The 23,942-nt window shown below is 65.0% G+C and carries 10 protein-coding genes and 1 tRNA gene; 8 read left to right on the top strand and 3 right to left on the bottom strand.

The features are described 5' to 3' along the window. The first annotated feature begins 146 nt into the window (after positions 1-146). The 4 genes from FXN61_RS18205 to FXN61_RS18190 all read left to right on the top strand — a co-directional run bounded on the left by FXN61_RS18205 (position 147) and on the right by FXN61_RS18190 (position 7,113). On the top strand, positions 147-767 hold the full coding sequence (locus tag FXN61_RS18205) for a response regulator (RefSeq protein ID WP_312877824.1): 621 nt from the start codon (positions 147-149) through the stop codon (positions 765-767). Next, positions 764-1,876, top strand: coding sequence for a sensor histidine kinase (locus tag FXN61_RS18200; protein ID WP_167975260.1), 1,113 nt, complete (start codon positions 764-766; stop codon positions 1,874-1,876). The genes FXN61_RS18205 and FXN61_RS18200 overlap by 4 nt, the downstream gene beginning before the upstream one ends. Before the next feature lie 172 nt (positions 1,877-2,048). Beyond that, positions 2,049-2,122, top strand: a tRNA-Pro gene (locus FXN61_RS18195). A gap of 350 nt (positions 2,123-2,472) precedes the next feature. Beyond that, complete coding sequence (locus FXN61_RS18190) at positions 2,473-7,113, top strand: NACHT domain-containing protein (RefSeq protein ID WP_167975259.1); 4,641 nt, start codon at positions 2,473-2,475, stop codon at positions 7,111-7,113. 70 nt (positions 7,114-7,183) lie between these two features. Here FXN61_RS18190 and FXN61_RS18185 read toward each other — a convergent pair whose 3' ends face one another. Continuing rightward, positions 7,184-8,284 (bottom strand): tyrosine-type recombinase/integrase, encoded by a 1,101-nt coding sequence (locus FXN61_RS18185; protein WP_167975258.1) that lies wholly within the window; start codon positions 8,282-8,284, stop codon positions 7,184-7,186. Between the two features lie 582 nt (positions 8,285-8,866). Between FXN61_RS18185 and FXN61_RS18180 the strand changes: the two genes are divergently transcribed. After that, entirely contained in the window at positions 8,867-17,068 is an 8,202-nt protein-coding gene (locus FXN61_RS18180; RefSeq protein ID WP_312877823.1) for a DNRLRE domain-containing protein, read from the top strand. An 823-nt stretch (positions 17,069-17,891) separates the two neighbouring features. Further along, on the top strand, positions 17,892-18,605 hold the full coding sequence (locus tag FXN61_RS18175) for a pentapeptide repeat-containing protein (RefSeq protein ID WP_167975257.1): 714 nt from the start codon (positions 17,892-17,894) through the stop codon (positions 18,603-18,605). A 357-nt stretch (positions 18,606-18,962) separates the two neighbouring features. Here FXN61_RS18175 and FXN61_RS18170 read toward each other — a convergent pair whose 3' ends face one another. Further along, a complete protein-coding gene (locus FXN61_RS18170) occupies positions 18,963-20,750 on the bottom strand; it encodes a DUF262 domain-containing protein (protein WP_167975256.1) in 1,788 nt (595 codons plus the stop codon). Between the two features lie 221 nt (positions 20,751-20,971). On the opposite strand from FXN61_RS18170, the gene FXN61_RS18165 reads away from it, so the two are divergent. Next, a complete protein-coding gene (locus FXN61_RS18165) occupies positions 20,972-21,928 on the top strand; it encodes a DUF7669 domain-containing protein (RefSeq protein ID WP_446684942.1) in 957 nt (318 codons plus the stop codon). A gap of 634 nt (positions 21,929-22,562) precedes the next feature. Here FXN61_RS18165 and FXN61_RS18160 read toward each other — a convergent pair. Further along, entirely contained in the window at positions 22,563-22,913 is a 351-nt protein-coding gene (locus tag FXN61_RS18160) for a hypothetical protein (protein WP_167975254.1), read from the bottom strand. A gap of 89 nt (positions 22,914-23,002) precedes the next feature. Here FXN61_RS18160 and FXN61_RS18155 point away from each other — a divergent pair, with 89 nt between their 5' ends. Beyond that, positions 23,003-23,896 (top strand): hypothetical protein, encoded by an 894-nt coding sequence (locus FXN61_RS18155; protein WP_167975253.1) that lies wholly within the window; start codon positions 23,003-23,005, stop codon positions 23,894-23,896. Positions 23,897-23,942 lie beyond the last annotated feature (46 nt).

The following is a 23,942-nucleotide window of genomic DNA, read 5'->3' as shown; positions in this document are numbered from 1 at the left end:
TGCGGTGAGAAGGGTGTTCAGGTCGGTCGTCACAAACTGATCTTGAACACCCTTCGTCCGTCTGCAGCCACCGCCCGGACTTAGGACTTACTCGTCTAGTTGCCCTTTGTCATGGGGTGCGGTTGGTTGGTTTCGTGGCTGTAAGAGTGGTGCTAGCCGACGACGAGGCCCTGCTGCGGCGGGGCCTGAAAGTCCTCCTGGAGGCCGACGGACGGGTGGAGGTGGTCGGCGAGGCCGCCGACGGCGCCGAACTCGTCGAAGTCACCCTGGCGCACCTGCCGGACGTGGTCCTGGTCGACGTGCAGATGCCCGGCGTGGACGGCCTGGAGGCGGTGCGGAGGCTGAGGACCTGGGCCACCCCGCCCGCGATCGCCGTGCTGACCACGTTCGACCTGGACGACTACGTGGCGACCGCCCTGGACCTCGGCGCCCAGGGCTTCCTGCTGAAGGACGCCGAACCCGAGGCCCTGGTCCGCGCCGTCGTCGACCTGGCAGCGGGCGGCGCCGTCCTGGACCCGCGCATCACAGCGCGTTTGCTGCCCCGGCTGCGGGGATTCCGGGCCAACCGGCAGCTCGACTCGCTTTCGGCCCGCGAACGCCAGGTCCTGGAGTTGCTCGCAGGCGGCCGCTCGAACAACTCGATCGCCGAAGAGCTGTGTTTGTCCGAGGCCACGGTGAAGAGCTACGTCTCCACCGTCCTGACCAAACTGGGCGTGGAGAACCGGGTGCAGGCGGCTCTCGTCGCCCACCAGGTCGGTGTGTGGTGAAACCGGTTCTCCGCGAGATCCTCACCGTGGGCATCACCACGGGCGTCGTCCTGCTGACCCAGGACCGCCCGTTCCCGTGGTCCCTGTGGACCGCGATCGGAGCGTCGCTGCTGCTGCCCGTGCGCCTGCGCTGGCCGTGGCTCGCGTCGTTGTTGTGCGTCCCAGCCGTAGCCGGCGGCCTCGGCTGGGCTCCGGCCCTGGTCGCCCAATACCGCTTGGGCCGCAAGGAGAAGTCGATCCCGGTCCAGCTCTTCTGGGTAGTGCTGCAAACCGTCGCCGCGATCACCCCGGTTCTGCTCACGGAATCCATCCCGCTCGGCTCCCTGCTGCTGGCCACCGCCTTCGTGTTCGGCCTGGCCGGCGCCCCCACGGCGTTGGGCGCCCTCGTCACCACCCGCAAGGACCTGACCAGGTCGCTGTACGAAACCCGCCGCGCCCGAGCCGCGGAACTGGAAGCCCAGGAAACCTCCGCCCGAGCCGCCGAACGGGCCCGCATAGCCCGTGAAATCCACGACGCCGTAGGCCACCACGCCACCCTGATCGCCGTCGAGTCCGCAGCCCTGGCCGCCACCGCCTCCGACCCCGCGGTGCGCGAGACCGCACTCCGATTGCGTTCCCTGGCAAAGGAATCGCTGTCAGAAATGCGCGCAGCCCTGGGACTCCTGAACTCCGACACGTCATACCCGACGCTGCAGGAACTGGTGGACCGCGCCCGCGTCGCAGGCGTGTCAGTAACCCTGTCCGAAACCGGCGAGGCCGCCCTCTCGCCGGCCGTGTCCCGCGCCTTGTTCCGAGTCGTCCAGGAGGCGCTGACCAACGTGACAAAACACGCGCCAGGCGCCGCGGTGACCGTGACCGTGGACCGTTCCACACCCGTACGGGTCTCAGTCGTGAACGGCCCAGGCGAGCTGCCCCCACTGGGCGACGGAGGCGGCGCCGGCCTGCACGGGCTGTCCGAACGCGTCCGCCTGGCCGGCGGCACCCTCACCACCTCGTACCGAGCAGACGGCGGCTTCAGCATCAGCGCAGTCCTACCGCCCGGTAAGTCGAAGGTTGACGGACAAGACTCGACTTTCGGCGGTGGTGCACGAGACGCCGCCAACGCATAGTTCTCCCTGTCGGTCGAGGATCGGGGGATCGGTCGGACCGAGGGACGCGGGGACCCGAACTTCGGGTCCCCGCCGTATTTCCGCAGCTCTTGCCCGGTTGCAGGGGCTGTTTTTGATCTCTGTCCCCGGTGTTGTAGGATTCTTTCTGCACGCCGGGAGACCGGAGTGTGGCCGGGACGTGGCGCAGTTTGGTAGCGCACTTGACTGGGGGTCAAGGGGTCGCAGGTTCAAATCCTGTCGTCCCGACGGTCTGAATCAGCCCGCTGATTCTGGGTGAAAGCCCAGGTCAGCGGGCTTTTTCGTGCGCCCGGAACGATCTTCGCTTGATCATCAATTCCATGATCAACAGGTGGATGAAGGAGTGAATAAGGAGCCGCTGGCTCCTTCGTTTTGACTAACGCCAAATGGGGTCGCCACGAACGGGTGAACTTGCCGAACGGTGCCGAATCGGTGTGAACCGACGCGGTCGTCCGCCAACCGCGCTGATTCGTAGACCATGTGTGTTGGCTCTGACGCAGTTCATGTCAGTTGGCGGCGGCGCACGACACGGGCTTCGAGTTCGCCGCAGGTCGTCCGGGCCGTCGTAGGCTCTGCAGATGGCTAGGCAGGCGCGCGCCGGTGCGGGCCGTGTGGCGGGTTCGTCCGGCGACAGCGGCGTCGAATATCGGCGTGGGGTTGCGGCGTACGCCGTGGCGCATGGCCTGGTGGGGGCGCCGCTGCTTGGGCTGGACATCCCGTCCGTGGACGCGCAGGTTCAGGCCGTTACGCTGGAAACAGACGACGCTGTCGACGACCTGCGTATCGATTTCACTTCCGGGTGGGCTGCGCAGATCCAGGCGAAACGCACGCTTCGAAAAGGCCCTGTGCTGATGAAGGCCGTCGCGCAGTGGAAGCAAGCCGGGGCAGAAGAGCTGAACCCGGAGAAGGATCGGCTGGTCATCGTGACCGGCAGCTTGAACGGTCCGATGAGGATCCTGCAGCGTGCCTTGGAACGAAATCGGCTCCGCCTTGCCGGCCCTCCCACCGGTGAGGAAGCCACTGAACTGGCCTACCTGGAGGGACTGCTCGAACCGCTGAGCGCCGACCAGCGACAGGTCGTTCGCCAGTGCGCGGCGATCTGGGAACTACCGGTTGAGGAGCCAGATCAGCATGGCGCCCAAGTCGCCATCAGCCGGTTGCAACTCGTCGTGGAGAGCACGAACGCTGATGATGCTGAGCGGGCGTGGAAGTCGCTTCTCGGGCTGGCCGGCCGCGCTGCGAGGTTGAGGGCTGGCCATGACGTCGCGGCGTGGCGCACAGCGCTGGTGGGCGAAGGCATAGCGCTTCGGCGCCGGCACGGCACGCTTGACTTTGAGTGGCTGCGCGAGCGCGCCGAGGAGGCCGTGCACCAGATCGGTGCGCGTTACACCCCAGAGCTGAGCGTCAAGGTCCCACTGGGCCGAGTGATGGAAGGCGTTGCACGTGTTCCGCGCGCCCTGAGCTTGTTCCGGAAAGAGCTGCGGACGGCTCGCAACCTCGTGAACAAGGCGCGGAAGGCGAGAGGTGCGTCGCCGGAAGTCCACTCGTTCGCGGACCGGCTTGCGGCGCTGGAGCACGAAGTACGCGTATTTGGCGGCGGTGCTGAGCTGCCGGCGGCGTGGGCTTTGGAATGCAGGGAGATCGGCGACCTGCTCATCGCCGAAGCGGAAACGCTGGACGATCGCCGCGCGGATCGGTTGAACGAGAGTGCCCGCGCCGTGTGGGAAGCCGCGCAGTCACTTGCGTCCGATACCGCGGCAGCATGGCAGCACAACGCTCTGTTGATCAGCGGTGAGCCCGGCCGCGGCAAGAGCCACCTGCTGGCCGACACGCTGCGAGCCGCGCTCGACCGAGGCCAGCCAGCGGTGTTGTTGCTGGGCCAGCAGTTCGTGCCCGGCGAGCCCTGGGAGCAGATGCGTACGTTGCTGGGCTGGAACGGCACCGTGGTCCAGTTCCTCGAAGCCTTGAACGACCTGGCTGCTGCTCGGCAGTGCCGGGCGTTGCTGATGATCGACGCCCTCAACGAAGGCGGAGGGAAGGATGTATGGTCTGCGCATCTCGCGTCCTTTCTCACCAGAGTCGCGAGGCACCGCTCGATCGCAGTCGTTCTCACGGTCCGTTCTGCTGCGGAGAGCGTGTGCGTAGGTGCTGGTGCACGCGACCTGCTGTACCGGGTGGAGCACGAGGGGTTCGTTGGCGCGGAGTTTGACGCCGTTCACGCGTTCTTCCGCCACTACGAGCTGACCCCTCCGAGCGCGCCTCTCGTTCTGCCCGAGTTCCGGGAGCCGCTGTTCCTCAGCATCTACTGTCGAGCAGCCCAACTCCGTCCGAGCTTGCTGCGCGGAAGTCCGCCGGGCATCAGCACAGTGCTCGATGCCTATCTCGCTGAGATGGACGGGCCTGTGTGCGAGTTGGCGGACGCGGATCCGCACGAGCAGGTTGTACGTCAAGCATGCCTACGACTTGTAGAGAAGATGCGCACCGCAGGTACCCCTCACTTGAGCTCGGCCGAAGCAAAGGAGGTGCTGGAGGGTGTGCACGGCTCGCAAGGCTTCTCGCGAAGTCTGCTCGCGGGCATGCTCGGTGAACGGATTCTTGCTGACGACTACGTAAGCACGGCCACGGGAACCCAGCGCGTGATTCGGTTCTCCTACGAGCGTCTTGCCGACCACCTGGCGGCCACCACCATCATCTCCCAGGCTCGTCGTGCCGACGGATCTCTCGACCTGGACAGGCTGATCGGAGCGATCGACACCATCCCGGCTGGTGGCGGCACGATCGACGCTCTCGCGATCTGCCTGCCAGAACAAGCTGGGGTCGAGCTCGTCGAAGTGATGAGCCCACAAGGGGAAGACGAACGGGTCGCATTGGTGCGTCGCGTTCTGCGGTCACTCCCGCTGCGTGTGCCATCAAAGATCACGGGAGCTGCCGAACAGCTACTTCGATCAGCTTTGCTCGGCTCGGACCGTCGGAACGCAAGGCTTGCAGCGGACATCGCCATCTCGATCGCGTGCCGGCCTGGGCATCGCCTCGATGCTGAATGGCTGCATCGAATGCTTCTGTCGTTGTCCATGCCGGATCGAGACGCGACGTGGTCCGTCGCGATCGCGGGTGAGAGGCGCAGTGCGACGCCTTACCGCTGGCTTCTACGCTGGCTTCAGCATGATGATCAGCGGGCGATCGAGAGCCTCTCCCCGGACTCCGCCCGCGCAGTCGCGATCACCGCGATGTGGTCGTTCACCTGTCCTGACCGGTTTCTGCGAGACCAGATGACTCGATGGGTGGTCCGTCTGATGTCGGCTCACCCTCACGTTCTTCCAATGCTGCTCGACCGTGCCCTGGAGATCGACGACCTCTACGTGCTGGAGCGGGTCTGCGCAGTGGTGTACGGCACCGCTTTGCGCGGCATCGTCCCGGATCACCTGCGTGCGGTCGCGACGGTGCTCGAAGGCAAGGTGTTCGCCGGAGAACCGCCAGCCCACATCCTCATCCGCGACTACGCGCGCGGGATCATGCGGCTGGCACATCAGCATGCACTCGTGTCCGAAGAAGCCTGGCTCCGAGCAGCTGGACCGTGGTCAAGTCCCTGGCCTGGTAAGACGCTTCCCACCCGCGAGGAATTCGAGCGTGACTACCCGGCGTTTGACGGCGACGGCTCTCACGAGAACAAACCGCTGTGGCTGCCGCTCCACAACGGACTGTTCGGCCTCGGCGACTTCGGAGTCAAGATCATCGGGTCCGATCATCCCCACAGCTTTCCCTTCACTCCGGCGCCAGCCCCGTGGCTGGTGGGAGCAGAACAGCAAGGGGGCTGCGTGGAGGATGGCGGAGACGAGGCTCCGAGCATGCTTGAACAATGGATGCAAGATCCCGACATGCCTGCCAAGCTCCGCGCACAGCTCCAGGATCTGCTCGACTACTCAGCCGGGCTCGCCAGCGCAGGCGCTGTCCGCCGTGAGGCCTTTGACACAGAGATGGTTTGCAGGTTCGTCTTCGCGGGCGTCGTCGAACGCGGTTGGACTCCTGCACGGTTCCGTGAGGTCGATGTGCATCTCATGCAGAACAGCGGTGACTCAGGCCGCTCGTCGCACAAGCGGGAGCGCATCGCGAAGAAGTACCAATGGCAGGCATGGCACGAGGCGTATGCCAGGCTCGCCGACACGCATGCACTCCGAGACGTCCCAGACCTTCCCAGCGCATTGGGCATCGACATCGCGATCGACCAGATCCGCGACATCGATCCAACACATTTGCTCACAGGTAACCCTGAGGGCGACAGCGACGACGACCCTGATGATCAAGCTGTCGCTTTCTATGCCGAGCCCGCCGCCCCGGACCTGACGACCTGGGACACCCACACGCAGTGGGTGACGGATCCCACCGCGATGCTCGACACCGCGAAGCTTCAGATCATCGTCGGGAGCGATCTGCTTGAGACGCCAGCAGGTCGCGCGCTTCACCTCAACGCGGAGTCGCGTTGGCTCGCTTTGAGCAGCACAACGGTGTGGAACTGGGACCAGTTCGGTCGGACACCGCAACTCTCCCACGATGTCTGGGCTGACCACGCGATAGTTGAACACGTCCTGCTCATCAAACTCGAAGATGCGAAGGCAGCACTTCGCACGGCTCCTGAACGTTATGACCCTTCCCGCTTCAGGTACGAGTTCGTCGACGGACCTTTTCTCGGCGAGGTGCCTGACCAATCTCACTACGAGGCGTTGCTTCGGCATCGTGAGCTGGGCGGCCGCGACGACGATGGTTTTGGTATCGATGCAAGCGCCGTCACCACGACCGACAGGTACGTGTGGGAGGGCGGCATCTCCGACTGTTCTCTTCATGCGACAGTGTCGGTTTCCTTCCCCAGCAAGCCGTTGTTCGACATCCTGTCGCCGGGCGGGAAGGTCCGTGACGGGGCCACCTATGCACCTGACGGGACGTTGATCGCATTCTCTCAAGGCGCGTACCAGGTTGACGACGGTGTCGATCTCTTCGTTCGAGCTGACCGGATGCACGAAGCTCTCCGCGTATCCGGGCACGCGCTGGTACGCGTCGTGTTTCAGGAACGACGAGGGGGCACAGACCTTCACTCGCACGCCAAGTTCGCTGGCATGCAGACCAGGACAAGTGTCCACGTGCACGAACCAGCTGACGACGCAGGATGGCGTCTCATTGGTACGGCTCCACATCACGACGAGTTGGTGCCGCCGCGCAAAGACTGAGGGCTTGGCTACGACCGTGAGCGAACGGAGACGGCGATGCGCGGAATTGGAGGCTCGAGCCGCGGCGAAACTACGCTGCCGCAAAGGCGAACAGGTGGATGTCCTCGGCGAAGTTGAGTCCGTTCGGGAACTGGGTTGCGAGCGAGTTTGCCCACCGTTGCTGAAGTACGACGAGGATCTTGGCTTCGACCTCGGGGGCGACGTGGTCGTAGATCTCGCGGACCTTGTTCGGGATCTGGTGGCCGAGTCGGCGGGCGCGGCCGACCTCGGGGATGCCGTCGCCGATGAGCCAGGTGTTGTGGCTGTGGCGTAGTCCGTGGAACACCAGGCCTTCCCGGATCGGTTGTGTGCGGACGCGCGGGTTGATGAGCTTGAGGTTTCCGTCGGCGGCGGGGCGCATGACGCGGCGGCTGAAGTTGGAGCGGCGCAGCAGTTGGAGGTCTCGGCTCACGAAGATGTGCGGGTGGTCGTACTGCTCGAGCAGGTACCGCCACATGTCGAGGAGGAATGGCGGCAGGGTCACGGTGCGCGCGGACGACGCGGTTTTCGGCGGGCCGAGGCTGAGCTTGCCGTCGACTTCGTGCAGGGCGCCGATGTCGGGGTCGATGACGAAGCAGCCGTTGTCGAGATGGATGTTGGGGCGTTGCAGTCCGGTGAGTTCGCCCCAGCGGGCTCCGGTGTAGGCGGCGCTGATGATCAGGATCGCCGCCCACTCGCCTACGAGCGCGGCGGCTTGAAGTGCGATGCGCAGGACGTCCAGCGCGGTGGCCAGGACGACTGCTGGCTTGCGTCGCTGCCTGCGGCGTCCCCGCCTGCGGGCCTGTATCGGGCTGGACGGGATGATGCCTTCGTCGGCAGCGTCGGCGAGCATCATGGTCAGAATCTTCATGATCGTCTTGACGGTGCTGTCGGCGAGGCCGCTGTTGCGGAGTTTGATCGCCCACGTGTGTGCGTCGATGTTGCTGATGGCGTTGAACGGCACCGAACCCCAGCGCGGTTGGATGTGGTTGCGGGTGAGGCTGAGGTACTGGGCCCTGGTGGAGTCGGCGACGTCGATCGACCCGAACCAGGGTTCGATCCACCCACCGAAGGGCTGGCTGCTCGCCGTCGGGACGTACCCGCGCATCGTGGCTTCGCGGTTGAGACGAGCGACCATCTCTTCCTCTGCCACCTCTGGAATGGCTGATGATCGGATTCAGAGGAAGCAGAGACGGCGGGGCGAGATGCTGGTGGGCGAGCGTTGTGGTCGAGGGTGAGGCCGGGCTGGGTGGCTCCGCGCGAGGCTGTGGCGCACCTCCGCGCAGTCGATTGATCTCCCAACCTGATCTCGTGACCTGGAGTCCATGCATGGCAACAACTCTGGATGGGTACTGGAACCGACGGTCGGTACCGTCGGGCTGCGGTGCAAGCCATTCGTTCACTCGACCGAGATCCGTCCACTGTGGAACGGTGCTGTTGGAGTGGACGAGCGGGTGGCGGATCGGTGCGGATGACGAAGAGTGCCGACTTTGCCGTCAGCCACGTCGATCCCGGCCTGTTCATCATCTCCGTGACTGCTGGCGAGGTCGTCAGGATTGCACCGGTTGGGTGGTGTGACCGTACTTGTGTGGTGGGAAGGTTGGCGGCAGTGATTGCTCCGTTCGGCTCTAGGGTGTGAGTTGTTCGTTAGCTAGCGTCCCTGTCTGCGTGACGCCGAGCGGTTAGTTGATCACTGCGGGAGTGACAGCCCCGGCGTCTAGGACCTGGGGGTCTCGTGCTGCCGCCACGTGTCTTCAGCCTGCCCAAAAAACTTCTGGCCGTCTTGTCGCTGACCGCTCTCGCGGTCGTAGGCCTTCCAGCTGGCCCGCCGATCAACGGTCCCGGCCACCTGCCCGACCTGGGTCTTACCGGGTTGTGGCAGTCGATTGCCGGGTGGTTCGGCGGGAGAGCGGAGGCCGAGCCGAGACCGCAACAGCAGCAGGCGAGGCGTGAGCCGGCGAAGCGGGTGCGGGAGCTGACCGAGCGGCGGACGCCGTCGGTGCGGGTGTTCCAGATGTCGGACGGCCAGGTCGAGGCCGAGGTGTCGCCGCGGCCGACGGCGTTCAAGGACGCGCAGGGTCGCTGGCGGGACATCGATCCGACGGTGCGGGAGATGCCGCGTGATGGGTACCGGTTCGTCAACGACACCAACGGTTTCACCAGCTCGTTCGGCGAGTCGACGGACAAGCTGGCTCGGTTCGAGGCCGCGGGTAAGCGGATCGGACTGGGCATCGACGGTGCCGCCAAGGGCGTCACGCCGAAGGTCGAGAAGAGCACGGTCACGTATGCCGGCGCGTTCGACGGGGCGGACCTCGCCTACCAGGTCACGGGCGAGGCGTTGAAGGAGAACATCGTTCTCGCCAAGGCCCCGAAGGACGCGACCTACCGGTTCACCCTGGACCTCGCTGGTGTTACGGCGCGGACGTTGCCGGACGGCGTGATCGGGTTCTTCGACAACCCGGACGCGCCGCCGGTGTTCACGATGCCCAAGCCGTTCATGTTCGATAGCAAGGCGGATCGCAAGTCGCCGCACGGCAAGGCGTGGAGCGACAAGGTCACCCAGACCGTCGAGCAGCAGGGCGCGAAGATCACCATCACGGTCAGGGCAGACCAGGGCTGGCTGGCGGCGAGGGAGCGCCAGTACCCGGTGGTGATCGATCCGACGATCAAGCTGGTGCCGACGCCGACCACCGGGCAGGACACGCAGATCTGGTCGGACTCCCCGGATCGCAACGACGGGTCGAGCTATCAGCTGTCGGTGGGCACGGACGCGTGGGGCAAAGCGCGCACGCTGATCAAGTTCGACACGAGCGTCGTGCCCGCGGGCACCGCGCTGAGCAGCGCGAAGCTGCGGCTGTACTACGACTCCGAGCTGTGGACCGGCGCGAACAACAACATCCACGAGGTGCGGCGGGTCACCCAGGGGTGGTCCGAGGACACGGCAACCTGGAACTCGATCAACACCGCGTTCGCCGAGACGGCGTTGTCGACGGCGACGAAGCAAGCGAACGTGGGCAACACGTGGCACGAGTGGGACGTCCGCAACATCGCGCAGCAGTGGGTGTCGGGTTCCGCGTCGAACCACGGGTTGATGGTCAAGTCGACCGGCGAGACGCTGGACCGCGGTGGTGCGATCTACCAGGCCGCGGAGTTCGCCTACAACGGCGAGACCGAGAACACCCCGAAGCTGATCCTGTCCTACGGCCGCCCGAGCGCGGACCTGCTGGCCCCGACGAAGATCTACGCGACCGGCGCGGAGCTGAGCTGGGGTGCCTACCCGGACCCGGATCCGGGCAACCCGGCCGATGACGCGGTGGAGTACCAGGTGCACCGGTCGGTGTCCCAGGCGTTCACCCCGTCGGAGTCGACACTGATCGCACCTCTCGCGCCCGCCACGACCACGTTCACGGACACGACCGCGCGGCCGACACCGGCGGATTCGCCTGACCCGTTCGGCAACGCCTACTACTACATGGTCGCGGTGAAAACCCGCGACGGGCAGGTGATCCCTGGCCCGACGCAGCTGGTGCGCCTGCCCAAGGCCGGGTTCATCACGCAGGTGTTCCGCGGTGGCGCGGACGACGCGACCTTGTCCTCGACGCAGCCGAACTCGAACCTGGACACGCTGGGCGGTCAGCCGTGGCTGATGGCCGGCAAGGGCTCGGGCACTTACGGCACGACCCGTGCGGCGGTGCGGTTCCGCGACCTGTCGGCGTTGCCGGCCGGTGCGCGGGTGACGAACGCGGAGATGACGCTGTGGGGTTTCTACACGGTCGGCTCGGGCGCGATCTTCGACGGCCACCCTTTGACGAAGTCCTTTGTGGAGAATCAGGTCACCTGGAACCGGGCGTCCACGGCGACCGCGTGGACAACGCCGGGCGGTGACATCGGTGCGGCCAGCGACAACGTCTCCGGGATCACCAACGACCCGAACCGGCACATCTGGGACCTCACGGCTACCGCGCAGGGCTGGGTGGACAACCCGGCCACCAACTACGGCTACGAGGTCAAGCTGCGCGACGAAGCCGGCCCGACGCAGCGGGTGCTGTTCCTGTCCGACGAGGCCGCGGAGCCGCACCTGCGGCCCAAGCTGACGGTCACCTACACGCAGCCGACCGCGGAGATGACTTACTTCGCGCCGGACACCCCGTCCATCCGGATGATCCCCGGCGACGAGTACACGATTCCGGTCACCGTCACGAACTCGACCACGTCGACGTGGCGTGCCGCAGACCAGGTCGTCTCGTACCGGTGGAACCTGCCCGACGGCACCGATGTCACGACCGGCGGCAACCGCCTCGAGACCGCCCTCCCCGCGGACGTGCCGCCCGGCGGCAGCGTCACCGTGCAAGCTCGGGTCAAGACGCCGATCCAGTCCGAGGCCGGCAACAAGCGTGAGCAGTTCGTGCTGAACTGGGATCTGCGCAACAAGACCGCGGGCACGTGGCTGTCGGCGACGGGTGGGATTCCGGCGCTGCCGCAGAACGTGACGGTCGAGGACCCGACCTCGGACCAGCTGGGGTTGGAGAAGTTCTACTCCTACGCCGGGAAGTCGACCGGTGCCGGCTCGAACGTGCTGGTGAACCAGTTCGCGGGCAACACGGTCTGGTCCTACGACGCGTTCACCAACCCCGGCCGTGGATTGAACACGTTCACCAGGTTGACCTACAACAGCATGGACACCTCGGCGACCTCGCTGGGCCAGGGCTGGTCACTCGCGGCGTCCGGGCTGACGCGGTTGGGGGCGTATCTGGAGTTGCACCCGAAGGGACAGGATTACCCGTCGCGGATCACGCTGCCGGATGGCGACGGCACGTCGCACTCCTTCGAGCTCAACAAGCACAACAGCACGGACCCGGCGCAGTGGACCTACGACAAGCCGGCGGGTGTGCATCTGTACGTGCAGCGGGATGGGGCGGCGGAGAAGTCGCGGCGCTGGAAGATGACCCGCCCTGACCGCACCGAGTTCCTGTTCGACGACGAGGGCTGGCTCACCGCGGTCCGGGACAAGAACGGCAACGAGCAGCGGTTCACCTACATCGAGCGCAAGTCGAACAACCAGCCGCGCAAGTTCCTCGCCTATGTCACCGATCCGGCCGGTCGGCAGACGCTGACGCTGGACTACTGGACCAAGGCGGACACGACCAACCCGAAGATCATCGACAACGTCAAGTCGATCAAGGACATCTCGGGTCGTACGATCACGTTCTCCTATGACGACAAGGGCTTGCTGACGTCCTTTGTGGACGGATCGGGAACATCCTTGGCGAAGACGTTCAAGTTCACCTATGACGCGACACAGGGCAACAAGAACGTCAAGCTCGTCAAGGTCACCGATCCGCGCAACCACGACACCGGCCTCGCGTACTACACCGCGCCGGTCGACCCGAAGGACAAGTGGAAGCTGCAGACGATCACCGATCGCCTGAACTACACCACGACCTTCGCCTACGCCGACCCGGACGGCTCCACCGGCTCGGAGATGGAATCGACCATCACCGACGCGGAGAACCGCCAGACCAAGTACCGGCTCGACGGCTATGGCCGCCCGCTGCGCACGACCAACGCCAAGAGTCAGACCACGGCGCTGGAGTGGGACGCCGACAACAACGTCACCAAGCTGACCGAGGACAACGGCGCCGTCTCGACCTGGACTTACGACCCGAAGACCGGCTACCCGACCTCCGTCCGGGATGCCGAGGCGGTGGCGAACACCTGGCCGGCCACAACGCTGACCTACCAGACGTCGCTCAACGGCTATGTCGCGGAGCTCGGTTCGAAGACTTCGCCGGAGGGCCGCACGTGGGCATTCGGGTATGACACCAAGGGCAACCTGACCTCGGTCACCGACCCGAAGGGTGTGCCGACGCCGTCGCCGGACGACTACAAGTCTGTCTACACCTATGACCAGTTCGGGCAGCTGCAGACGTCCACAGACGCCAACGAGAACACCACCACGTTCTCCGACTTCGACGCGGTCGGCTTCCCGAAGAAGACGAAGGACGCGTACAACAACGAGACCAACATCGTCTACGACGTGCGCGGCAACGTCCTCACCTCAACTGATGCGCTGGGCAAGACCACGACGGTCAACTACGACGTCTTCGGCCGCCCGCTCGACCAGAAGACGCCGAAGGACCAGGCGGCGGGCCAGTTCATCACCACCCCGGCGCCCGTGTACGACGCCAACGACAACATCACCCAAGCGACCGCCCCCAACGGTGCGGTGTCCACGGCCGTGTACGACAACGCCGACCAGGTCGCCTCGACCACGGCGCCGAAGGACACGCCGACCGGGCCGGAGCGCACGACCAGCCTCACCTACGACAAGGTCGGCAACCTCAAGACCGAGACCCAGCCGCTGGGCAACCTCACCCCGAGTGATCCCAACGACTACGTCACCCGGTACGACTACAACGAGATCTACCAGCTGACCGCGACCACCAACGCGGACAACAAGAAGATCACCTACGAGTACGACCGGGTCGGCAACGTCGTCACCGTGGTGGACCCGCGCAAGAACGCGACCGCGGACACCACCGACTACGCCACCAAGTTCACCTACGACCTCAACCACCGCACGGTCGACACCATCGACGCCGCGGGCAAGATCGAGCACGTCGGCTACGACCGCGACGGCAACGTCACCTCCAAGCGCGACAAGGAGAACAACACCACCACGCTGATCTATGACGAGCGGTCGGCGCTGGTGGAGGCACAGGTCCCGCACAAGACCGGCGTCACCAGGGTGACGAAGTTCGAGTACGACGAGGCCGGCAACCAGACCCGTGTCATCACCCCGCGCGGTGTGGAGACCACCGACGACGCGGACGACTTCGTCGCGCAGACGGCGTACGACAAGCTGAACCGGCCGATCGAGAAGCTCACGCCGTTCGACAAGGACGACGTGCAGTACAAGACACCGGAGAAAACGACCTACACCTACGACCCGGTGGGCCGGATCCAGGAGGTCAGCGCCCCGCCGTCGCAGGGCCAGACGATCCGCAACATCAGCAAGTACTCCTACTTCGACAACGGCTGGGTCCGCAACTCCACGGACCCGTGGGACATCGTCACCACCTACGACTACACCCCACTTGGCCAGCAGGCCTCGCGCACACTGACCAGCGCTGGCGGGTCGTCAGGCCGGACGATGATCTGGGACTACTTCCCGGACGGCAAGCTCAAGTCCCGTTCGGACAGTGGTGTCCCGGTAGGTCTCCACGTCGCGCTGACCGACAACTCCGACACCGGCTACATCGAACTCGCCGGCAACTGGACCACGTCCTCGACAGGCCAGGGCTTCCAGGGCTACGACTACCGCTCCACCGCCCGCGGCACCGGGGCAACCACGTTCACGTGGAAGCCGGTGATCCCGCAGGACGGCAGCTACGAGGTGTTCGTCAAGTACCCGTCCGGTGTGGCTGGTACGGCGACGAACGCCCCGTACAAGGTCGAGACCGGTGCCGCCACCTCCACCGTGCCGGTAAACCAGACGCAGCGCGGCGGTGAGTGGGTCAGCATCGGCAGCTTCGCCTTCACCGCGGGCACCGCCGCGACGATCGCAGTGTCCGACAACGCCGACGGCACAGTCCTGGCCGACGCCGTGAAGCTGGTGCGGAACAACGCCGCCGACCCGGACAACGAGTCCAAGACGTTCGGCCAGTCCTACGACGCCAACGGCAACCTGACCGCGCTCACCGACTCCTCGCCCGGTGCGAAGGTCGACGCGTACGCGTTGACCTACAACGGCCTGAACCAGCTGACCAAGGTCGAGGAGAAGCTGGCGTCGGTGGTCACGGGCACGACCACGTTCTCCTACAACGAGAACGGTTCCCCGCTCACGCGTGGTCATGACAAGCAGACTTCGGTGTTCGACTACGACCTTCGTGACCTGGCGGAGAGGGTCACCAACACCGAGACCGGCGGGCAGCCGAAGATCACCTCCTACACCTACACCGACCGCGGTCAGGTGCGGGAGGAGACCAAGTCCAACGGCAACAAGACGGTCTACGGCTACCACCAGGACGGGGCACTGGCGTCGCAGGTCGAGTCGAAGTCCGGTGGCGCTCTGGTGGCCCAGCACTTCCTGGACTACAACGCCAACGGTCACCGGATCAAGGACGCCTCGAAGATCCAGAACGCGGACAACGCCTCGGCGTATCTCGACGAGGTGCGGGAGTACGACTTCGACCCGCTGGACCGGATCCGCAAGGTCACCAAGAAGTCGGCCGCGGGCACTGTGCTGAAGACCGAGGACTACGTCCACGACGCCAACAACAACGTCACGTCGTCCACTGTGGACGGCAAGACCACGGCGTTCAACTACGACCGCAACCGGCTGCTCTCCAGCTCGGTATCGGGCGTGACCGCGTCCTACAACTACGACCCGTTCGGTCGCCTGGACACGGTGACCGCAACCGGGCAGACCATCGAGTCGTACAAGTACGACGGGTTCGACCGCACGGTCGAGCACCGCAAGCAGGCAGACGGCGGCGGGCTGAAGACCACCACCTACGCCTACGACCCGCTCGACCGCACCACAGCGAAAACCGAGGACAGCAAGACCACCGACTTCGCCTACCTCGGCCTCACTGACAAGGTCGTCTCCGAAACGATCGCAGGCCAACTGCAGCGCACCTACCAGTACGACGCGTTCGGACGGCGTCTGGCGCAGATCAAGAAGGACACCGACGGTGGTGGCCCCGAGGTGGCCGAGGACTCCTACTACGGCTACAACCCACACACCGACGTCGAAACCCTGACCAAGGACAACGGCGACACCCGCGCCACCTACGGCTACACCGCCTACGGCAAGGACGACACCGAGGCGTTCACCGGCATCGACAAGCCGGACGTGCAGCAGCCGGGCAAGCAGCCGTTCAACTTCTACCGCTACAACGGCAAGCGCTTCGACCCGTCGTCCGGCTCGTACGACATGGGCTTCCGCGACTACAACCCCGGCCTCAACCGGTTCATGACCAGGGACATGTACAACGGCGCGCTCGCCGACATGAACCTCGGGACCAACCCGTGGACCGGCAACCGCTACGCCTTCACCGGCGGCAACCCGATCACCGGCATCGAGGTCGACGGCCACTGGTGCGACGGCTGCAACGACGGCAAGGGCTGGGTCGGGGAGCACATGGCTCAGTACCCGAGCACGGTCAACGCCAACGGAGACTGGTCCGTCGACGCTTCAGCGCTCCCGCAGGGAGCCGAATACAGCCGCGACGGCTGGAACAGGATGTTCGACTCCGAAGGCCGGCCGCACGCCGGAATGGAGTGGGTGCTCAAGCCGATCCCCGGCTATCACAAGGCACCCTGTGAAACCATCTGTCACGTCGTTCGAGCCACGCTCGCCGGCGCGGCGTGCGGTATCGCGACAGCCGGTGTCGCCGCTGTTGCCTGTGGCGCCGCCGCCACAGGTGGCGTTGAAGCCATCGGCGCAGCCGAGACCGGAGCTGATCCAGTTCAGGCCGGCGCGGAAGGCGCGGTCACCGGGGCTGTTGGCGCGGTGCTGGGCATCGCTGCCAGCAAGCTCCTCGGAGGTCTCATCGGCAGGCTGACTGGTCGCGGCGGGGGTGTTGTCGCCGAGCCAGGTGCCGCGGCTGTTGAACCGGCAGCGTCGGCGGCGGCCAAAGACATCACCATCCTCGGCCGTCAAGCAAGCGTGGAAGGGTTCGCAGGGAAGCCGGGTTACAGCACGCTGCAACTTCCGATGAAGGGCACCGGCAGGTGGTATTGGCGCAGGAACAAGGAGTTCCTCGACGACGCCATTGCCGGGGGCGGTGAGATCCGACTCCTCGATAACCCGTTCGCGCGGCAGTACGACGGTGGCAAAGTATACAAACGTGAGCTAACGTATCTGTTGGAGCGCGGCTTTGGTTTTGAGGCGCGGGGCGACTATTGGGTGGCGGTGAGAAGTGGGCGCTAAGCGATCATCGACCGTTGCTCGGGCGTTTGGAGATGAAGTCAAGCAACGCTTCCGGTTTCTCGTCGACCAGGAAGGATTTATGGGGCCGGAGGAGTACGATGGTGGCCTCGCGTACCACGCGCCGAATCTCACCGTCAGGGTGGTTCATACTGAACGAAATCGGCAAGCGGTGACTTTGGTCAACAGTGAGATCGGCGAGGGGTTCACTGCCAGGGCCAGACTGTCGTGCCTGTACGTGCATGCGGGTCTTGGTCCTGCACAACACGTGGTTTGGTCAGCCGGAACGTTGCATGCCCTGGAGAAGGCCTTGGATTCTCAAGCCGCAGCACTCCGCAAGCTCCTGCCGACGTTGAAAAGCGATGCGGCAGCGAGGTTGCTGCGTGAGTGTCACGGCAGATGAAATTCCCAGACGGTGACGACCAACTGGCAGTGTGAGGGTCAGGGGTTCGAGTCCCCTCAGCTCCGCAATTCAACATAGCATGCGAATCGCCTGCTGACCTGCAAATATGCGGTTGGCGGGCGATCTTGCTTTTCTGTCTCAAGTGGACAGTGGTGTCGCCAACTGGAGCACGGTCCCAAACCCGGCGAAATAGGGTCACGCGTTTGCTCCAGATCCGATCGCCCGGTCGAGTGGTTGTCCACGAAAAATACAAAGATACCTATAACGGCGTCACTGTCGAACTCACCACGAGAAAAGGTTTCTCGTCGCACTGGCGGAAAAGGGAGCCTGCAGAAGCTCGATGTACGTCCTCTACACTGGGCCCGGCAGGTTGCCGAGCATCGGCGGACGCAGCAACACGTACGGCAAGGGGATCGGAGGCGGATGAGCGCTCGATCGGGGCGACCGGACGAAAGGCTTCTCCTGCACGGCGTGACGCTGGAGGACGCCGACTTGTCCGGTCGCCGCCTCGACCAGATATCCGTCGCCAACGGAAGCAGGCTCGTGCGCTGCGACTTCCGCAAAGCAAAGGTGCGCGGCGGAGGTTTGGGTGGAGGCTTCGAGCCGAGCTTCTACATCGACTGTGTCTTCGACGGCGCTCACCTGAAACAGCTGATTCCGGGCCGTGCGTCGTTCGTGAACTGTTCCTTCCGCAACGTCAAGATCGAGAAGATGATGTGTCACGAGGCCGAGTTCGTGGACTGCGTGTTCTCCGGTCTCCTCCGCGACGTCACGTTCAGCGCGACACCATGGGACAACGAGCGTCTCGGACGGACGCGAAACGAGTACAGGGGCAACGACCTCACCGGAGCCCGGCTGGAGGGTGTTTCGTTCCGCGGCGGCATAGATCTCGATCTGCAGCGCCTTCCCATCGGCGACGAGTACCTGCTGGTGCGCGACGCCGCCCAGGTACTGGAAAGGGCGCGCGCTGAAGTCGCGTCCTGGCCGGAGGACGAGCTGAAGATGGACGCGAACCCGCCGCTGAGCGTCTTGGAGAGCGATTGCAACAGCGGTCAGAAGGACATCTTTGTCGAGAAGCGGTTCCTGGGGCGCTTGCCGGAAACCGTGTCGCGGCTCGTGCCTTTGCTGGGTGAGTGAACGGCGAACCTGACTTCGAGTGCTGATTGCGGATTCGAAGCCGGCCGGTTGCGCGCAGGTATTGACTGCGGTGGCAAGCGATTGCCAGAGGTGACGGGCGCGTGCCCGGTGGTGTGGTCTCCGCGCCGCCGCTGATCCGACGGACCGGTGGGTGTTCTCGGGGCGCTCCACCGGGTTCGCGTCGGCGGGGATGCACCAGCCAATCGGCGAGTCGGACGACGATCAGGTACAGCAGTCGGAACGCCACGCTTCACGAACATGCCCCATCCCCCAGGGGTAGACGATCACCGCAGCTCCACGGTCCGGCGCAAAGTTCTGGTACCCCACACGCAGATGAACGCCATGTCGCCCCTCCGCTTAGTTCGTGTCAGTGTCGATTTGGACGTCTTTGCCCATCGCGGCGCTGATCAGGGCAAGCAAGGCGGTCTCGCGGGTGGTCATCGCGGCGTGGAAGTCGTCGGTGCGCAATGCCACGGGAGAGATCTTGTGTGATCGCACGTTGAGGTCGACTTGCTCGGGTGTTGTCTCGGCGCTCTTGGCGAGGCCGCGCAGATATGCGGAGGGTGCGCGGCCGCCGATGATCCGGTTCGTGCGGGCGGTCAGCGGGGTCTTGTTGAGGATCGAGTTGTAGTCGGCGGGTGGGATGCGCTGCTTCTCGCACCAGGCTTTGGGGAAGACGTGGTGGATGTCGACCGCGTTGTCGAAGTAGTTCTCGTCGGACATGTCGGATCCGGTACCCCAGTCGACTGGACCATCCTGCAGGAGCAGTGCGTAAAGGCCCTTGTACGCCGCAGAACCGCGGGTGCGCAGCGTCCAGAGCCGGCTCGAGAAGAACTGCGCTTCCTGCACAGTCCTGGGCTCGGTCCCGTGGCCGGTCACCCACGCGACGAGCTCGGGAAGGTCGCGTGCGAAGCGGGTCTCGGTCGTGCCGCTATAAAGCTCTCCGAAGACTCCAGACCAGTACCAGCGGGAGATCTTCTGCCGCGCGCCGACGGTGTCGGCCTTGGTGCCCAGCAGTGCTAAGGCAGCCGACAGTGGGATGAGCTGGCTTCCGTAGGGGAGGAAGCGGGTGTCGAAGATGTGTTGGGAGTGCAGGAACTGAGCGGCAGTTTTCAGGCCTGTGGTGACGGTGGGCGCCCACTTGCGGTACTCGGCCAGAGTGAGGTTGAGCATGTCGGTTCGCCGGCATCCGATGCGTGGAGCATTGCTCTCATCGCGCCCTGACTCGATGGCGGCCCGGTGGCGTTCGTACGTGCCGAGCAGTGTCACCGTCTGGAGGAAGTCGGTGTTGGCGACCTCGGCGAGGATCGGGTACTTCCCGCCTGTCCATTGCGCTTGTCGGTCCACCCAGTCTTGCCGAAGGTCGAAGTCGTCCGCTGCGAACGTCGCCGTCAGCAGCTCGAAGACGGTCAGCGTCACGCCGCCGGTGTTGACCTTCTCGAAGACCTGGCACACCGCCTGGCGGGGTGTGCTCTTGCCCAGTTCGATCACCGGAAGCTGGTACTGCTCGAAACGCTTGACGACGGCCTCGAGGAAGTGGCTCCACAGCTGAAGGTTGTCGCCTTGTTGCTCCGGGGAGTGCTGGACGAAGCCCATCATCCACTGCATCGAGTTGAACACCGCGGCACAGGGGAACATCCGTTGGGAGTACTCCAACGCCGGAGTGGCGAGGTCGAGCACGGCTTGGCCGCGGAAGTCCACGCGGATCTTGCTCTCCGGGACGAAGACCACGGCCTCTTCTCGCTCGGCGTCACCGAGCAGCGCCTTGTGCATGTCGATGTAGAACCAGCCGCGGACGGGCTTGCCGCGGCTGTCGTGGGTCTCCACCGGTTCGTTGCGGAACAGCGATTGATACAAGGAGGTCAAGCGCTGCTGGCCGTCCAGGATGAGGCGGTCAGGAATGGAGGCGGTGGCGGATGCGCCTTCCACGGCTCTGGTCTTGAAGCGGACGTCGCCACCGTGCTTCAACATCATCACCGTGCCGGCCGGGTAGCCGAGGGAGATCGAGGCGATGAGGCTCGCGATGTTGCGGTCAGGCCAGACCCAGCCGCGTTGAAACTCAGGAAGCTTCGCCTCGCCCTTGTCCACCTGCGTAAGCAGATCCTTGAGGAACTCCTTCTCGATACCGAAGGCCTCAACACCCATGTGATCTCCTGACTCGCGGCGGCGTCGAGAGCTCTATCGCGAGACAGGCAGAAAAGGTTTCGGCGCCTCGCCGGCATCCGGATCGCGCTGGTGGCCCGCTTGATGAGCAGGTGCTGAGGCTTGGGATAACGATCGTCCGGCTCAGCGCGATGCATGCAGTGCCGGGCACAGCGTGTCCAGCGGGCTGCGGCTGGCGGTGACGTGTCTGCGAGGTGTCCGAGATGATCATGGCTGTTCAGATGGACCAGGTGTTATCCCGCCTGGCTGAGCAGAGACCGATCTTCCATTCGGAGGCTGACTTTCAACACGGTCTGGCCTGGCAGTTTCGATGCATGAACCCTGACTCGCAGATCAGGATGGAAACGCGACCGACGCGAGGCGTCCGGCTGGATCTGCTCGTGTGCGTCAACGGGGTGAGGATTGCCGTCGAGCTGAAGTATCTCGTTGCGGGGTTCACCGGCGTGGTCGCGGGGGAAAGGTACGAGCTGCCGAGTCAGGCGGCGCAGGACATCAGCCGCCACGACGTGATCAAGGACGTGGTGCGGCTGGAACGGTTGGTCGCTGAGAGGTGGGCCGACGTGGGTTGGTCGGTGACGTTGACCAACGACGTCGGCTACTGGCGGCCGGGACGCAAACCCGATCCGATCGATGCCTCCTTCCGCCTTCACGAGGGCCGCCTGCTGTCCGGCACGCTCGGCTGGGCACCGCACGCCGGTACGGGCACCACGCACAAGCGAGACGTGCCGCTCGTGCTGACTGGAACGTACGAATGCCAGTGGCGCGACTACTCGACGGTCGTGGACTCACGCGGCCGTGAAGCTGCATTCCGCTACCTCTGCCTCGCCGTTGCTGGAACGCAGAGCGAGCAATGCGTCGGTTCCCGGACGAACGCCACCGTTGCCATGACTGATCCGCGGCCGGGTCTGCCACTGGCTGGTGCCAGTGCACGGGAGGAGATCCTGGAGGCGGCGAAGATGCTTGCCGCGCATGCTCCTGACGGGACGTTCACGCTGACCGAGATCATCGATGAGATCCGGCGACGTGGCTGCCGCTACGCCGAAGGCACCGTGCGCACGCACGTCGTCTCTCGTATGTGCGTCAATGCCCCTGATCACCATGCGACCGTGTACGCCGACCTTGAGCGGGTCGGCCCTGGCCGCTACAGACTCGTTGGCTGACAAGCGGAACAGGAGATCGTGATCACTCAGAGCACAGGTCAGCGAGGGATGGACCTCCTTGCCGCAGAGCTGCGGCGCCGGCGGTTCCGTGTTGAGGAGGTACCTGGGTCTCGGCGCAATGAGCTGATGGTGCACCATCCCCGCGGCGGTCGGTCGATGGTGCGGGTGAAGACCCGGACTGCTGGCACCTGGCAGGGAACTACGAACGACGCAGATCCGGAACCGGAGCGCGATGATCGGCGGTTCGTTGTGTTCGTCGACCTTGCCGATGAGGAGCCGGAGTTCTACGTGGTGCCGGAGTGGTGGTACCGGCAGGACGTGCACCGAGAACTGGTCGCGTACCTCGCGCGTCATCCCGGGCCACGTTCCTCGACGCACGATGCCATCCCGATTACCCGTGTCGCGCAGTGGCGGGCACGATGGGACCTACTTGAACCAAGTTGACAGACGCGTTGGCGGTGCAGCCAAATGGGAGAATTTGGTGTGCTGTAACGGTTCCGGGCCGCGCTAAACGGCGGTGGGAGATGCCATGGTGGTTCGTCGTTTCAGTATTCCCGTTGCTGGTGCACTTGATCAGGTGCTGTGCGTTAAAGAGGCTGGTCGACTGAGAGGGTCTCGCAGTGCTGATACTCGCTCAACGCTCGTCCTGGTTGTCGTTTTCAGTGAACGGCGTCGCGCGGAAGCCTGACTCGTCGCCCATGTGGATGAACAGGCGTCCAGTCAGCATGCCGTTCTCGGCCAGAGCGGCCCAGCCGCGTCCGCTGATCTGATCGCCTTCGTCGTTGCCGTCCCAGGTGAAATCGACGAACGGCCGACCGTCGCGCTCGGTCCACCGGCAGTCCATCCAACCGTCGACGGCGACGAAGCCGAACCGGCCGGTGCCGTTCTTGGCGAACTCGATGAACCCAGGCGCGACGAGGTCGATTGCTTCCTGATCCCACATCTCCATCTCGACGATCCGCCACCGCCCGGTTGGCCTCTTCACGAACCCTCCCTGTTTGCGATCCAGCCGGGACGCTAGTCGCGTGCTCGGTCGGCTGGTTGCGTGAGTAACGTTCGTCGAGGGGGTATCACATGCGCGCGAAAAAGAAGACCTGCGCGAACTGCCTGCGCCCGGTGCACGGATCACCGGGCGGCCGTGGTCGTGGACGGGCCGTCGCATGGCACGCACACTGCCCGCCGTGTGCGCAGCTGGTGGCGGATCAGATGGAGACCGTGCTGTCGATCGAGCGAACGCGCGGTGCGCCGCTGCAGGTCCGGCGTTGCCGCTGGTGCGGCGCGGAGCGGGCGTGTCCGGGCGGCTGGGCCACTCGTTGTCACCTGTGCCTCGACGAACGCACTTCGCCGGAGATCGACCTCGTTCGACAGGCCGCAGCATCCGGGTTCCGCACTCCGCTGCGTGAGGCAGCGCAGCTGGTGGCCGTGACCACGTTGGTGGACGTGCTGGCGCAGTTCGGACAGCCTGGCTGGACGGTGATCGCGGGTGACGTGCTCGGGCTGCCGTGGACCGACGATCAGTACACGGCGAAGTCCCACGGCACATGGGGCCGTCACGATGCATGCGGCCGGATTCAGGTGATGTCCCGCGGCCGCGACGAGTGCGCCACGTGCCCTCCGGAGCCGCGATCACGCACCCATCGTGCCCGCGCGGAGGACACGCACCTGCTCTACCTGGTGCGGCACGGGGACTTCGTGAAGTTCGGCCGCGGCTACCACGGCAGAGTCCGCAGCCACGTTCGCTCAGGTGCGACACCGATTCAGGTGCTGACGGCCCGGCACGCCGACGTCCACATCGCCGAACTCACGCTCAAACGCCGGCATGTGAAGGACGTCGCTCGAGGCATCGAGGGCGTGCCGGCATCGTTCGGAACCGGCACTGAGGTGCTCCCGATCAGGTTGTCACCTGACCTGCTGGACTTCCTTCCGCATGGCGAGGACGTCACTCACCGCTTCGTTCCTCTTCGGTAGCAGCCAACGCTGAGTCGGGCTGTTGAACTCGTGCTTTCCCTGAGCG

The sequence above is a fragment of the Lentzea indica genome, assembly GCF_012184385.1.
Taxonomy (GTDB): Bacteria; Actinomycetota; Actinomycetes; order Mycobacteriales; family Pseudonocardiaceae; genus Lentzea; species Lentzea indica.
Note: the sequence above shows the minus strand (reverse complement) of the source record. Positions and strands in the feature narration are given on the sequence as shown.

Bases quoted from the DNA above. Each gene is read 5' to 3' on its own strand.
- FXN61_RS18190 (WP_167975259.1), top strand. From the start codon at position 2,473: ATGGCTAGGCAGGCGCGCGCCGGTGCGGGCCGTGTGGCGGGTTCGTCC.
- FXN61_RS18175 (WP_167975257.1), top strand. From the start codon at position 17,892: ATGAGCGCTCGATCGGGGCGACCGGACGAAAGGCTTCTCCTGCACGGC.
- FXN61_RS18170 (WP_167975256.1), bottom strand. From the start codon at position 20,750: ATGGGTGTTGAGGCCTTCGGTATCGAGAAGGAGTTCCTCAAGGATCTG.
- FXN61_RS18165 (WP_446684942.1), top strand. From the start codon at position 20,972: ATGATCATGGCTGTTCAGATGGACCAGGTGTTATCCCGCCTGGCTGAG.
- FXN61_RS18155 (WP_167975253.1), top strand. From the start codon at position 23,003: ATGCGCGCGAAAAAGAAGACCTGCGCGAACTGCCTGCGCCCGGTGCAC.